Origin of the sequence: Finegoldia magna ATCC 53516 (assembly GCF_000159695.1) — a bacterium.
Lineage (GTDB): Bacteria > Bacillota > Clostridia > Tissierellales > Peptoniphilaceae > Finegoldia > Finegoldia magna_F.
This window is the reverse complement of the sequence record NZ_CM000955.1, coordinates 1657245-1671960: the sequence shown is the minus strand read 5'-3', so window position 1 is coordinate 1671960 and position 14716 is coordinate 1657245. Positions and strand designations below refer to the sequence as shown.

The window sequence follows — 14716 nt, the reverse complement described above, 5'->3', positions numbered from 1 at the left end:
ATGAACAAATTACAAGTTGTAATTCAAGGTTCAACTTACAATATTGTTACTGAAAAATCTAAAGAAGAAACAGATAAGATAGTTGAGAAAATAAACAAAGATATTGCAGATTGTAAAAACAGAAATTCAAAATTAACGACTTTGAATGCAACTATCTTAGCTCTTATGAATTTGGCAGAAACTCACGATAATTTAACAACTGAATTAAATGAATACAAAAAAGAGAATGATCCAATTATTATGGACTATTCTAAATTAAAATCTGATTGCGAAAAATTGTATCAAAATTTAGTTATTAAAGAAACAAACTTAAAACAAATGACTAAACAATACAATGAAATTAAAGAAAATTCTGAAAAGGAAAAAGAAGATATAAGGGAAAAAGCTGAAAAATACGCTAATGAAATTAAAGTGCAATATGAACAAAAAGCATCAGATTTAAATACAAAACTCAAACAAGAAAAGAAAACTACAGATGATTTGAAAAAGCAAATTGAATTTTACGAAACAGAAAATGATGATATATCTCAAAAATACAAAGATTTAAAAGACGAATATAACAAATTAGCGTTTGAAAAAAATAAGCTAGAAAATATTTTAATGGATTATCAAAGGGATGAAATCATTGATTAGTGAAATATTAGCTCCTTGTGGAAATTGGGACATGGTAAAAGCTAGTGTCCGTGCAGGAACTGATGCGATTTATCTTGGAACAAAAGAATTTTCCGCAAGAGCTTATGCTGAGAATTTTACTGTAGAAGATGTTAAGGAAGTTGTAAAATACTGCCATTTAAGAAACGTAAAAGTTTATGTAACATTAAACACTCTTATAAAACAATCAGAAATTCACAAGGCAATTGATTATGTAAACAGATTATACAACATCGATATTGATGCACTAATTGTGCAAGATATTGGTCTGGCATATCTTGTAAACAAGTTATTTCCAGATTTGAACTTACATGAATCTACTCAAATGAACATTAACAATTTGAATGGGGCATTAATTGCCAAAGAACTTGGTTTCAAAAGAATAGTATTGGCTAGGGAAACTGATTTAGAAGAATTAAAAAATATTAGGAAAAACTGTGACATTGAAATAGAAGTTTTCATTCATGGATCATTATGTGTGTGCCAATCGGGGCAATGCTTGATGAGTTCATTAAATGGTGATAGAAGTGCAAATAGAGGAAGATGTGCTCAACCTTGTAGGAAAGATTATAAGATTATTTTAGATAATGAAACTATTAATTCAAAGCTGTCTTATCTCAGTCCAAAAGATTTGTGTACTATTGATAATGTCGAAGAAATCGCAAAATACTGTGATAGTTTGAAAATCGAAGGAAGAATGAAATCCAAGGAATACGTGTACTCTATTGTAAAATCTTACAGAGAAAAATTAGACAAAGGTAAATACGATTATTATTTAGACGAAGTTAAAAATCGTGGATTTACAAAAGGTTTAATCAACAATACAAATGGATGCAATTACGTTGAACTTGGTAGGAAAAATCAAATTAAAGGTAACACAATAGGAAAAGTATTAGGAAAAGGAAAAATTAAATTTACAGAAGATGTATTCAAGAAAGATATTCTAATACTTTCTAACGGAAAAAATACTTTTCCTTTGACATTAACTGAAAATTATACGAAAAATAGTATAGCTTCATTTAAAAACATATGTGATGCTCTTGAAAATTCCGATGTAAAAAGAGTTAGTCACATTAAAATAGTTGAAGAGTCAGCTGAAGAAAAAAATGTAGAATTTGATTTACAAGTCAAGTTTATTTGTAGATAATTTATCATAACAAGTGCAACATAAAATAACTCATAGCTAATCAGCTGTGTTAATATGTAAGTGACCAAACAAAACATATTAAAAGGAGCGATTAACTATGAGCTATAACCATCTTACCATAGAAGAGAGATCTTGTATCTATCAATTTTTAAATTTAGGAATGAGTATAAGAAAAATTGCACAAGCACTTAAAAGGTCACCTGGTACAATATCTCGAGAAATTAAAAGAAATTCTTCTAAAATAAAATCCAGTAGAGGAAGTTACACTAAATACTTCCCAATAAAGGCAAATGACAAATATCGTCATAGAAGGAAAGATTGTCATAGGAAAACCAAGTTTTCTAAAGATGTTATTGAGTATTTAACTATAAAAATTAATGAACATTGGTCACCTGAACAAATATCAAATAGAAATACAAATTCTATTAATCATATACCATCTACATCAACTATATATAGGCTTATACACGCAAAAAAACTGCCAAAAACCAGTATGGAAAATTTGAGAAGAAAAGGAAGATTTAAAAGACCAGCAGAAAAAAGAGGAAAATTTAACGATAAAGGCAGAACTATTAAGAAAAGACCTAAAGAAATATACAAAAGGCAAGAGCTAGGTCACTGGGAAGCAGATACAGTAGAATCAGGCAGGTTCGATCATAAAAGAAAAAGTGGATACTGTTTCGTAACTTTAGCAGAAAGAAAATCTAGATACTATATAGCAATTCTAGTTGAAAATAGAAAATCAGAAAATGTAACACCTGCAATAATCAATGCACTAAAAGATTTTCCCAAAGAATTAGTGAAAACAATAACTTTTGATAGAGGTAAAGAATTTTCAGAATTTGAGAAAATAGAAAAAGAGTTAGGATGTAAAACTTATTTTTGTGACCCCTACTGTGCATGGCAAAAGGGTACAAATGAAAATAGTAATGGACTTTTAAGGGAGTTTTATCCTAAGGGTATGGATTTATCGGAAGTAAATATTAATGATTTAAATTATAACTTAAGTTTAATGAATAATAGACCTAGAAAATGTATACAATATAAAACACCTAAAGAAGAACTTTTTGGTTTCTTACCATAGGTGTTGCATTTGATTTGACAATTAGTCTGTAAAAAATCTGAACCTATTCAAATATTTGTAAATGATCTAATATATAACACTAATATTATTTGCGATCAGGCAAAAAATAAACCAATAGATGACGAATTTATACGTAATCAAGTACTAAAAACAGGAAACTATCCAGTAAATATTTCTGAGCTGGAGATTATACTAGATGATGGATTATTTTTATCGAAAAGTCAGATAAATCAGATAAGAAGAGATTTCATAGAATTTTATTTGAAAGAAAAAGCTGATTTTAATCATAGAAAACAAAAAAATGTTGATTTGAAAAATTTAGATAATCTGATAGAAAAAAATAGAATTAATAAATCAAGTTATAAAACAGTTTTTGTAGATGAAGTGGATGGTTACAGCGATAAAATCTCATCACAATATATTGTCAGAGTTCCAAGATTTTTGAATCAAGAAAAAACGGATAAGTTTATAAAAAGGTGCAGAGAAAATAATGTATCCAAACTTTTAATCAATAACATTGGGGATATCATTATAGCAAGAGATATGAATGCTGATTTTGTTGTAAGTGACTATCAGATGAATGTATTTAATACTTTCTCAGCAAAAGTTTTGAATGATTTGGGAGTAAATGTAATAACTTTATCTGTTGAATTAAACAAATCTGAAATTAAAGAAATTGTAGAAAATTCAAATTACAATTATGAATTGGTTGTTGAAGATAACTTGATTAATATGGTTACTATTTATTGTCCTTTTTCAAGCATAATAAAGTGCAATGGGAAAAATTGTGAATTTTGTAAGTTTAATGATTGTTATATTGAAGGAGATTTTTCTAAATATAGGGTTATAAGGATGTATGATTACTCTTTGATTTATTCTTGTGATAGAATTAAGATAGATGAGAATGATATAGATTTTAACTTATATTCGATTAGAAAAAACAAAAATGCAACTGGAAAATCTAATGAATTTCATTTTAAAAAAGGAATTTTATAAATGGACAAAAAGACATTAAACACACTTGAATACGACGAAATAAAAAATAAAATTGAAAAACTTTGCAAATCTAAATTGGGGAAAAGTATTGCCAATAAATTGGAACCTATGATTGAAGAGGATGAAATCAGACAAAGTTTAGATGAAACATATGAAGCAATGAGTATGATTTACAAATTCTCTAATCCTCCGATATATGAGATTATAAATGTTAAAGCAAGTATAATGCATGTATCAAAAGGTGGATACATAGTTCCAGAAGTTTTGTTGAAAATCGGCCAAATCTTAAGTAGCGTTCATGATATAAAACGATACGCTGGAGAATCTGACGAAAATCACGAAAATTACCCTATGATAATGGCAATGATGGATTCTTTGGTGGAAGAACCTGATTTAGTTGCAACTATTAATAATGCAATAATTTCAGAAGATGAGATTAGCGATAATGCCAGTAGAAATCTGGCAAGAATTAGACAAACTAAAAGGCAAAAAACAGAAAATATTAGAGATAAAATAAATAGTATTTTATCTTCTAATGATCAAGCATTACAAGAAAATATCGTAACTATGAGAGATGATAGATACGTAATTCCTGTAAAAGTTTCACATAAATCATCTTTTAAAGGAATCGTACACGACCATTCATCTTCTGGGCAAACAGTCTACATCGAACCGATGGAGGTTGTGGAATTAAACAACGAATTGAGAATGCTTGAAGCAGAAGAAAGAGAAGAAATCATTAGAATTTTGAAAGAGATTTCTGATAGAGTTTATGATGCCAAAGATTCGATTTTTGTGGATCAGGATGTTTTATCAAGATTAGATTTTATATTTGCTAAAGCAAAGTATGCGATAGAAATTGATGCGACAAATCCGAAGCTAAACACTAATGGATATTTTAATTTCAAAAATGCAAGACATCCTTTATTGGACAAGAAAAAAGTTGTTCCAATAAGTATTTATCTTGGTGATGATTATAATACATTGGTAATTACCGGTCCTAACACAGGTGGTAAAACTGTAACACTTAAAACAGTAGGTCTGATAACTTTAATGGCACAATCTGGAATTTTAATTCCTGTAGATGAAAATTCGGAAGTGGCAATTTTCGACAATATCTTCACAGATATTGGTGATGAACAAAGTATAGAACAATCTTTGTCTACTTTTTCAGCTCATATGAAAAACATTGTACACATTGTAAATAACATTACATTTAATTCTCTTGTGTTATTCGACGAACTTGGTGCAGGAACAGATCCAACAGAAGGAGCGGCACTAGCAATTGCAATTTTGAGAATTTTCTTAGACAAATCTATAAGAACAATTGCTACAACTCACTATTCTCAACTTAAAATATTTGCATTGACAGAAAAATACGTAAAAAATGGTTCAGTAGAATTTGATGTAAATACTTTATCACCAACTTATAAATTGAGAATTGGAATTCCTGGTAAATCAAATGCTTTTGAAATTTCTAGAAGACTTGGTCTTGATGATGATATAATTAATAATGCAAAGGAAATCTTATCTCAAGAAGACAAAGATTTTGAAGATGTTTTATCTGACATTGAATCTGAAAAGAAACAAATTGACGAAGATAAAAGAAGACAATTAGAGCTTAAAGAAGATTTATTAAAGCTTCGTGACAGATACGAAAAAGAACTTGAAAAGACAAAACTCGAAAAAGAAAGAATTATTAATGAAGCAAAAGAAAACGCTAATGAAATTTATATGCAAGCTAAGGAAGAATCGCGTGAGCTTATTAATAAATTAAAATTCTTAGAGAAAGAATCTGATGCTAGAACTGTAGCTAATGATGTTGAAAGTAAATTTAACAAAAGAATTAAAAAGAGCCCTAGCAAAAAACTTTTGAACGAAACATCTAAGAAACAAAATCTACAATTAGGAGATGAGGTAGAAATCTTAGGAATTGACCAACAAGGTACTATTGTTTCTGAACCTGATAAAAAAGGTGATTTATTGGTTCAAGTGGGTATCTTAAAGATAAATGCCAATGTTAAGAACTTGAAGAAAATTAAAGAACAAGAAGTAATTCAATCATCAAAGAGCATTAAAAGTATCATAAAAAATAAAGCTAATTCTGATATAAAAAGCGAAATTGATTTGCGTGGTAAGAATATCGAAGAAGCAATATACGAACTTGACAAATACATTGATGACTGTGTAATTGTTGGTTTGAAAAAAGTGAATATAATTCACGGAAAAGGAACTGGTATGCTCAGAAAAGGTATCAGAGAATACCTAAGAAGTGATAAAAGAATCAAAAAGATTGAAGATGCAGGTTATAATGAAGGCGGTCTTGGAGCTACTTTCATTTATTTAAAATAAGGGGATTAAAATGATAAATTTTAAAGAAGAAGTAAAACAAATTATACTAGGATTTGACACTGGTCTAACTGAAAAAGAAATATCAGATTTAATCGAAATTCCACCAAACAGTGATATGGGAGATTATGCGTTTCCAGTGTTTAAATTAGCAAAAACTTTTAGAAAAGCACCTAATTTAATCGCAGAAGAATTAGCTAAAAAAGAATTTAGCAATGAAAATATCAAAAAAATTACAAATGTAGGTCCTTACGTAAACTTTTTTGTAGATAATTCGAAATTAGTAGAAAGTGTTCTAACAGAAGCTGTTAAAGATGATTTTGGAAGTGGTCATATTGGCGTTGGAAAAAATGTTGTGTTCGACTTTTCTTCTACAAATATAGCAAAGCCATTTCATATTGGACATTTACGCTCCACTGTAATAGGAAATGCCATAAGAAATATAATGAAATATCAAGGGTTTAATACAACAGGTGTTAATTACATTGGTGATTATGGAACTCAATTTGGTATGATGATTTCAGCTTATTTAAAATGGGGAGACGAAGATAAAATTAATGCTGATCCAATAAAAGAACTTTTAAATCTTTACGTAAAATACAATAAAATTGCAAAAGAAGATGAATCTTATATGGATGAGGCACGTGATTGGTTCGATAAATTAGAGAAAAAAGATCCTACAGCTGTAAAATTATGGTCATGGTTTAGAGAAATTTCTTTAAAAGAATTCCAAAGAGTCTATGATTTACTAGGAGTTGAGTTTGACAATTTTAATGGTGAATCATTCCACTCACAATTTATTGGAGATGCATTAGAAGCAATTGATAAGAAAAATTTGCTAGAAGAATCCGATGGTGCAATGATAATCAATTTGGATGATGAAAACTTGCCACCTGTTTTAATAAAAAAATCAAATGGGTCTTCAACATACTTAACAAGAGATATTGCTACTGCAATGTATCGTAAAAAAACTTACGATTTTTATAAAAATGTATACGTTGTTGCTAGTCAACAAAAACTTCATTTTGAACAATTAAGAGCCGTTTTGAAAAAAATGGGATTTGATTGGTGGAATGATTGCGAACATGTTTCTTTTGGTATGGTTAGCATGAAAGATGGATCTATGAAAACAAGAGAAGGTAAAGTTATTTTCCTAGAAGATGTTTTAAATAGAGCTATTGATAAAACAAAATCAATCATAGAAGAAAGAAATCCTAATCTTGAAAATAAAGAAGAAGTGGCAAAACAAGTTGGTGTTGGAGCTGTAATATTCCAAGATTTATTCAATAATAGAATAAAAGATTATACGTTTGATTGGGATCAAGTTTTGAATTTTGATGGAGAAACTGGACCATATACACAATATACATTTGCAAGAAGCTGTTCTATATTAGACAAGGGAGAATTTGAATTAAAAGAAAATAGCAAATTTGATTTATTAGTTGACGATACAGAAATCGACATTGTAAAACACTTATCAAAATTTGAAGAAGTTTTATTAAATGCTACTGAAAAATACGAACCTTCTTTCTTAACACGTTATACAGTAGAATTAGCAAAACTATTCAATAAATTTTATGCAAATTGTCCAATCAACACTGTAGAAGATGAACTAAAATATCAAAGATTGTATTTAACTTATTCTGTTAACAAATGCTTGAAATTATCTTTGAGCTTGTTAGGCATTGAAGCACCAGTTAGAATGTAGGGAGAATAATGGACTCATTTATAGAAATAATCAAAAATTCTTTTACAAGAACCGCACATACAATTAAATATTTTCCACTGATTTTTGCATCAATGATTGTAATGAAATTATCGTTAAATATGTCGAATAATATTTTGTTTAGATTATCTGTATCTAAAGAAATATCGAATGTGGTAATAGCAGTTTTGGTTACATTTCTATTGAGTATTCTTTTAAATATGCTTAGTATTTCGGTTCATACACGAGACAACTATCAAATTGAACCGATTACTATTCCTAAATTAATGTTAAAGGTTGCATTTAATGGAGGGATTTTATTATTGTTGTATTTTTTATTAAAAAAATACGAAGGAGCAGTAATTGCTCTGTTATTAATTTTTAATCCATTAGTTGAGACACTTTATATGATTGACGAAGAATTTTATAAGTCAATTTGGACATCATTAAAATTTAATTTCAAAAATTTCTTAACATGGAACATACCTAATGTTATGATTTTTGCAATTTTGTATAATTTGATAATGAAGAATTACACATTTGAAGACTTTATAATGTCGAATGAAGTCGTGTCGATTTTGAAATTTGGATTACTTTTGATGTTTATTTCGTTATTCATGTTATATAGGGCTAATTTATACAGAATTTTAGAAACGGGGGAGAAATAAATGATTAATAAGATTGACAAATATTTCAGTAAATTTATGAATCAATTGGTTTATGTGAATTTATTAGAATCAAATGATTACATTGACAAAGATATTCCACTACCTGTTTTAGAAAAAGATTTACTAGATGGAGTCAAGAACAATGATTTCGTCAAAAATTTTGATTTGGAATTAATAATTAAAGGCATGATTTATAACATAGCTTACGATAGAACATTCAAATATTGTGTAAACTACACAGATATTATGTACAATATTTTCCCTGATATTGAAAAATCGATAATATCTATGGGAGTTGAAAAAATTTCAGATCCAAAACAAGCTGTTATTTATTTTAGAACAAATGATATATTAAAATCGGATATTGCAGATAATGCGTATTATTATGCGTACTGTTTAAGATTAATGGCGTTAGAAGATGAGTTTAATTCTAGTATTTTTATTGAAGAAGCTTTCAGAGTTTTAAATGAAAATGTTGCGAATTTTCCTGATTTCTTCTTAAATTATGTAGAACTTGCAAACTTAGAATTACTAAATCATAATTATATAAAAGCTTATGATTACTTAAAAAATACACACAAGATGGCAACTTGTCCTAACGATTACGATGAAAAAAGAGTATTAATTGTCATCAATGAAGTTGAACGTTTAATGGAGGATATAAAGCCTCTTAGAGATTTGGACTTTGCGACTAATTTAATTAATTCAAAACCACAAAAAGCTCTTGAAATTTTCCAAGAACTTGAAAAGACTTCTAGAATTGTTTATTTAATGGGTAAATGTTACTTGAATTTGAATGATTTGAATAAAGCTATAGAATATTTTGAAAAAGCAGAGAATATGGGATTTGATCATGTTGATTTGTATAATGATATGTCTGTGGCTTACTTCAACGATTATGATTTTGAAAAATCAATTCAAGTTTTAAATCGTGGACTCAAAATTCATAAAGACAATGAAATTTTATTGTACAATAAAGCTGTTATTGAACTAAACTCAAATAGAGTTGCAAAAGCACAGGATACATTATCAACTTTGGTTTCTTATGATGATGTTCACGAAGATATTTTTAATATGGCAATGCAATTATTGCAAAAAATAGAAGAAGACAATTAAATGTCTTCTTCTGTTATTTTTAGAGTGTTGTCTAATCTGTCAATTATTTCCAAAGCGCTTATTATGTTTTTTCTTGCTTTGTAACAATCCAAATTAATATCCACCAATTCATTAATTTTATTTATTCTATAAACAATGGAGTTTCTGTGAACATTCAGTCTTTGAGATGCTTTAATTAATGAACGTTCTTCTACAAGGTAAAAGTATAATGTTCTAAGAAGGTCTGTCCCGTTATTTATATCGTCATATTTTAGTTTGTAGATAAATTCCGGAACTAATATTTCTATTTCAGAATCCAAGCATACCAAATCATAGATGATTTTACAGCAATTATCGTTTATGTTTTCAGTTAATTCTATATTGTTTTCTAAAATTCTTCTGGATAAATCATAAGCTTTTTTCAAATTGAACAGGTTGTTTTTTAGTGATAATTTAATGCTTTTTAAGTCGTATTTTTCAGTAAAAAAGTTTAGGTTTGTCTTTACTGACGAAACATCTTTAATTTTATTATTAGTCAATAACACAAGGTATCCTTCTTGCAATACAGAATACATATACATTGGATAATCCAAAACAAATCTATTACCATGTGAGAACATGTCTTGGTATTTGAATAAACCACCTTCGATTTTAATTACATTAATATCGTAATTGTCATCTGTTTTCCAACCTATATTTGCGATATTTTCTTCGTCTTTTTCTGTAATATTTCCAGAAATCAAATTCTTAATGGTGCTGTATATGTCTTCTTTCGAATTTATCAGCCCGTTTACATTGTTATAAATATATGTTGAAATTATTTTGGAAATTTTTCTGAATTCAAATTCATATTCATCTTCAATAGTTTCAAAAGCGAGATATCCGTACAATTTGCTCAAGCTTTTCTTTTTTATTTCCAACGGATAAATCTTTTTTATAGTTGAAAAATCAAATGTATTTAGCAACAACTTTTTGTTTGAGTTCAACAGGCATACATTTACATCAAAATAATCTTTTATGATTAAAAGCAAATTATTAACGGCCTCACGGTTTGAAATTGTATTGTAAATTCTATTATAGAACTCGGAATGCTCTCGCAAAAATCCATTCACAATTTCGTAAACTTTGAAAATATCATCTTCTTTTGAATAAATAATATTTGCATTTTCGTTTTCTATGATTTCATCTTCTGCTTTAAAAAAAAGAATATTAGAATTTTTAGGACAAATAATATTTTTGTCATATTCCATTATGGATAGTGTGTTTTTCTGATCGGAAATACAATTTAACGATATATTGTCGATATCGTTTATTATATTTATGTCCGAAGAGTCAACCAACTCATCCATTTTTTTTACCAATAACTTTATATTCATCTTATCACCTTTAATTATCGTTAGACCTGTGTTATTATCTATAGTATAAATAATATCACAACCAACAAATTTTTTAAATATAAACAGGAGATACTTATGAAAAAGACTGCCATTATATTGATGATAATTACACTACTATCAAAAGTCTTAGGATTAGTAAGAGAAACTACACTGGCATATTTTTTTCCTACAAATGGGCCGGTTGCCAACGCATTTTTGGTTTCACAAATACTGCCGATTACAATAGTAAGCTTGTTTTCAGCAGGAATTTCAACTTCTTTTATTCCTATATACAATAAAATAGTACACGAAAAGGGAAAGGAAGAAGGCGATATTTTTACATCAAATATCAACAATATAGTTGTTATTATAATATTAGCATTAATAGTAATACTGGAGATTTTTACACCATCTGTAATTAAAATTTTTGCTCCAGGATTTACTGGATATACAAAAGAATTAACTATAAAATTCATGCGATTGACTTTATTGTCAATGATACCGTCCATAATGTCATGTGTATTCAAGGGATATTTGAATGCGAATAATCATTTTGTAGTTCAAAATTTACAAGGTTTTATAATGAATTTCTTCATTATACTTGCTCTTGTCATTTCCAATAAATACGATAATAATATGATAGTTGGAATTGGTTTGCTATTGGGAAATGCACTCCAATATTTGCCTTACATATTTATAACGAAAAGAAAGAATTTTAAATATCATAAGATTTTAGATTTTTCAGATAAAAATGTAAAGATGATTGTTCTTTTATCAATTCCGATAATTTTAGGAGTATCGGTAAATCAAATCAATGTTATGGTAGATAAGTCGATAGCATCTACAGTTTCAGCTAATGGTATTCCAATTCTAAATTATGCATCAAGGCTTATTGAATTTGTAACTGGTATTGTTATAGCAAATATTTCTGTAATTGTGTATCCTGAATTGTCTAGAAATTTTATCGCTAATGATTTGAATAAAATGAAAGATAGCATAATGAAATCAATGTCTATGATTTGTATTTTAGTAATCCCAGCGACAATAGGACTTTTGGTATTATCTTATCCTATTACTAAGATGCTATTCTTTAGGGGAGCTTTCACAATGAATGATGTTGATATGACATCAGTTTGTATGTTCTTCTACGCTTTGGGAATCATAGGGACTGCTATCAGAGATATTTTGTCGAAATCATTTTATGCCATGAATGATACAAAAACTCCTACGATTAATTCTGTTATTATGGTTGCTATAAATATAATAGGAAATATTATTTTATCAAGAATTTTTGGCTTAGTAGGATTAGCAGTAGCAACAAGTTTTGCAAATCTAATTGGAGCAATAATGATAATAATGAGATTACACAAAAAAATTGGAGATTTTAGCTCTACAAAATCATCATTTGTAAATATTTTTAAGATGTTGATTTCATCGTTGATAATGGGAGCTTTAGCTTATATTACATTTAAAACGACAAATATTAGATTTTCAAATACATTATCATTAATGATGTCTATAATTGTTGCAGGAATTAGTTATTTGAGTTGTATTTTAATTTTTAAGGTCGAAGAACTAAACGAAATTATCGCTTTTTATAAGAACAGAAGAAAAAAATAGATGGTTTGACAATTGAAAGTTTTTTGAATATAATTTTGTTATAAAGACAAAGATAAAAAGAGCGCATTATGATTGATTTTCAGAGAGATAAGGGTTGGTGTGACTTATTATTCATAGTAATTGCAGACATTTTTGAGTCGAATTTTCCGCTTAATAGCGTTATAAATTAAAGTGAGGTTTACCTAATTAGGGTGGTACCGCGATTTAACTCGTCCCTTATCATAAGGACGGGTTTTTTATATTTTAGGAGGTTTTTTATGAATAGTATGGGAAATCTTAGACGTACTCACATGTGTGGGGAGTTGAGATTAAGTGATGTAAACAAAGAAGTCATTCTTATGGGATGGGTTCAAAAAGAAAGAAATTTAGGATCGCTTATCTTTATAGATTTGAGAGATAATACAGGAATAACTCAAATAGCTATAAAAGACAATAATAAAGAAATTTTCGATAAAGCAAAAGATGTTAAAAGCGAGTATGTTTTATGTGTAAAAGGTGATGTTAGAGAAAGAGAATCAAAAAACAACAACATTCCTACTGGAGAAATTGAAGTTATAGCTAATGAACTAATTGTTTTGGATACAGCGAATGTTCCTCCAATTTACATTAAAGATGATGATAATGCTCAAGAAGCTGTTAGGTTAAAGTACAGATATTTGGATTTAAGAAAACCTAAATTACAAAATAATTTAAAATTAAGAGCCAAAACTAATAAATTAATTCGTGATTATTTAGATGAAAATGGATTTTATGAAATTGAAACTCCGTTTTTAGGAAAGCCAACTCCAGAAGGAGCTAGAGATTATTTGGTTGCAAGTAGAGTAAATGAACACAGTTTCTACGCACTGCCACAATCACCACAGTTAATGAAGCAACTTCTTATGATTAGTGGAATGGACAGATACTACCAAATCGTTAAATGTTTCAGAGATGAAGATTTGAGAGCAAATAGACAACCGGAGTTCACTCAAGTGGATATGGAAATGAGTTTTGTTGATCAAGAAGATGTAATGACATTGAATGAAGGCTTGATTAAAAAACTTTTCAAAGAAATTAGAGGAATTGATATTCCAACTCCTATTAAGAGAATGACTTACGCAGAAGCTATGGAAAGATATGGATGCGATAAGCCAGATTTGAGATTTGGATTTGAATTGAAAAATATCACTGAATTAGTAAAAGATTCAGAATTCAAAGTATTCTCAAGTTGTAATGATAAAAACAAAAGCGTTAGATGTATCAATATTGGGAATTATGAAAGTGAATACTCACGTAAAAAAATCGACAAATTAGAAAAATTTGTAAAAGAATACGGTGCTAAAGGTTTAAGTTGGATAAGAGTTCACGATGGAGAAATTCAATCTTCAATTAAAAAATTCTTATCTGATGAAGAAATGAATTCGATAATTGAATCTACAAAAGAAGACGAAAATGCTTTAATATTTATACTAGCAGACAAAAATGATGTTGTATTTAATGGATTAAGTGCATTAAGAAACAAAATTGCAAGAGATATGAATTTGGTTGACAATGATACATTCGAATTTGTTTGGATAGTTGATTTCCCATTATTTGAATTCGACGAAGAAGAAAACAGATTTGTAGCAATGCATCACCCATTTACAATGCCAAAAGAAGAAGACATTCAATATTTGTTAACTGACAAGGAAAAAGTAAGAGCTAAAGCTTACGATATTGTATGTAATGGAGACGAAATCGGTGGAGGTTCTATAAGAATTAACAATTCTGATTTACAAAAGAAAATGTTCGAAGCATTAGAATTAACTGAAGAAATGATTGAAAACAAATTTGGTTTCTTTGTAGAAGCTTTTAACTATGGAACACCTCCACATGGTGGATTAGCGTATGGTATGGATCGACTTATGATGTTATTAGTTGGAACTGATAATATCAAAGATGTTATAGCATTCCCTAAAACACAATCTGCTACAGATTTATTAACTGGTGCTCCATCAAATGTTGACGAGAAACAACTTAAAGAAATTCACATCAAATTAGATTAGT

At 28.5% G+C, this 14716-nt stretch carries 11 protein-coding genes, 1 pseudogene and 1 other annotated feature; of the genes and pseudogenes, 11 read left to right on the top strand and 1 reads right to left on the bottom strand.

Annotated elements, in window-relative coordinates; translation table 11 throughout:
• The 9 genes and pseudogenes from HMPREF0391_RS08080 to HMPREF0391_RS08045 all read left to right on the top strand — a co-directional run bounded on the left by HMPREF0391_RS08080 (nt 1) and on the right by HMPREF0391_RS08045 (nt 9716).
• Complete coding sequence (locus HMPREF0391_RS08080) at nt 1–633, top strand: cell division protein ZapA (protein WP_035109534.1); 633 nt, start codon at nt 1–3, stop codon at nt 631–633.
• Nucleotides 626–1798 (top strand): peptidase U32 family protein, encoded by a 1173-nt coding sequence (locus HMPREF0391_RS08075; RefSeq protein ID WP_230454524.1) that lies wholly within the window; start codon nt 626–628, stop codon nt 1796–1798. The genes HMPREF0391_RS08080 and HMPREF0391_RS08075 overlap by 8 nt, the downstream gene beginning before the upstream one ends.
• Before the next feature lie 97 nt (nt 1799–1895).
• A complete protein-coding gene (locus HMPREF0391_RS08070; protein WP_002834841.1) occupies nt 1896–2882 on the top strand; it encodes an IS30 family transposase in 987 nt (328 codons plus the stop codon).
• A 45-nt stretch (nt 2883–2927) separates the two neighbouring features.
• A pseudogene (locus tag HMPREF0391_RS09615) lies at nt 2928–3077 on the top strand (DUF3656 domain-containing U32 family peptidase); the annotation flags it as partial.
• A gap of 66 nt (nt 3078–3143) precedes the next feature.
• Complete coding sequence (locus tag HMPREF0391_RS08065; protein ID WP_002836553.1) at nt 3144–3878, top strand: U32 family peptidase; 735 nt, start codon at nt 3144–3146, stop codon at nt 3876–3878.
• Nucleotides 3879–6230, top strand: coding sequence for an endonuclease MutS2 (locus HMPREF0391_RS08060; RefSeq protein ID WP_002836551.1), 2352 nt, complete (start codon nt 3879–3881; stop codon nt 6228–6230).
• A 10-nt stretch (nt 6231–6240) separates the two neighbouring features.
• Nucleotides 6241–7935 carry an arginine--tRNA ligase gene (gene argS / locus HMPREF0391_RS08055; RefSeq protein WP_002836550.1) on the top strand — a complete coding sequence of 565 codons (1695 nt, stop codon included), beginning with the start codon at nt 6241–6243 and terminating at the stop codon, nt 7933–7935.
• 8 nt (nt 7936–7943) lie between these two features.
• A complete protein-coding gene (locus HMPREF0391_RS08050) occupies nt 7944–8600 on the top strand; it encodes a hypothetical protein (RefSeq protein ID WP_002836549.1) in 657 nt (218 codons plus the stop codon).
• Nucleotides 8601–9716, top strand: a complete 1116-nt coding sequence (locus HMPREF0391_RS08045) for a tetratricopeptide repeat protein (protein WP_002836548.1) — start codon at nt 8601–8603, stop codon at nt 9714–9716.
• On the opposite strand, the gene HMPREF0391_RS08040 is transcribed toward HMPREF0391_RS08045, so the two are convergent.
• The gene (locus HMPREF0391_RS08040; protein WP_002836547.1) at nt 9713–11071 is read right to left on the bottom strand and encodes a helix-turn-helix domain-containing protein; all 1359 of its coding nucleotides are present in this window, start codon (nt 11069–11071) and stop codon (nt 9713–9715) included. The genes HMPREF0391_RS08045 and HMPREF0391_RS08040 overlap by 4 nt on opposite strands.
• A 96-nt stretch (nt 11072–11167) precedes the next feature.
• Between HMPREF0391_RS08040 and murJ the strand changes: the two genes are divergently transcribed.
• Together murJ and aspS are read left to right on the top strand one after the other, a co-directional pair.
• Nucleotides 11168–12691 carry a murein biosynthesis integral membrane protein MurJ gene (gene murJ, locus HMPREF0391_RS08035; protein ID WP_002836546.1) on the top strand — a complete coding sequence of 508 codons (1524 nt, stop codon included), beginning with the start codon at nt 11168–11170 and terminating at the stop codon, nt 12689–12691.
• 40 nt (nt 12692–12731) lie between these two features.
• Nucleotides 12732–12911: a binding site (T-box leader), on the top strand.
• 37 nt (nt 12912–12948) lie between these two features.
• The gene (gene aspS, locus HMPREF0391_RS08030; protein ID WP_002836545.1) at nt 12949–14715 is read left to right on the top strand and encodes an aspartate--tRNA ligase; all 1767 of its coding nucleotides are present in this window, start codon (nt 12949–12951) and stop codon (nt 14713–14715) included.
• The last annotated feature ends 1 nt before the right edge of the window (nt 14716 follow it).

Bases quoted from the DNA above. Each gene is read 5' to 3' on its own strand.
- argS (WP_002836550.1), top strand. From the start codon at position 6,241: ATGATAAATTTTAAAGAAGAAGTAAAACAAATTATACTAGGATTTGAC.
- HMPREF0391_RS08045 (WP_002836548.1), top strand. From the start codon at position 8,601: ATGATTAATAAGATTGACAAATATTTCAGTAAATTTATGAATCAATTG.
- HMPREF0391_RS08060 (WP_002836551.1), top strand. From the start codon at position 3,879: ATGGACAAAAAGACATTAAACACACTTGAATACGACGAAATAAAAAAT.
- HMPREF0391_RS08080 (WP_035109534.1), top strand. From the start codon at position 1: ATGAACAAATTACAAGTTGTAATTCAAGGTTCAACTTACAATATTGTT.
- murJ (WP_002836546.1), top strand. From the start codon at position 11,168: ATGAAAAAGACTGCCATTATATTGATGATAATTACACTACTATCAAAA.
- HMPREF0391_RS08040 (WP_002836547.1), bottom strand. From the start codon at position 11,071: ATGAATATAAAGTTATTGGTAAAAAAAATGGATGAGTTGGTTGACTCT.
- HMPREF0391_RS08050 (WP_002836549.1), top strand. From the start codon at position 7,944: ATGGACTCATTTATAGAAATAATCAAAAATTCTTTTACAAGAACCGCA.
- aspS (WP_002836545.1), top strand. From the start codon at position 12,949: ATGAATAGTATGGGAAATCTTAGACGTACTCACATGTGTGGGGAGTTG.
- HMPREF0391_RS08070 (WP_002834841.1), top strand. From the start codon at position 1,896: ATGAGCTATAACCATCTTACCATAGAAGAGAGATCTTGTATCTATCAA.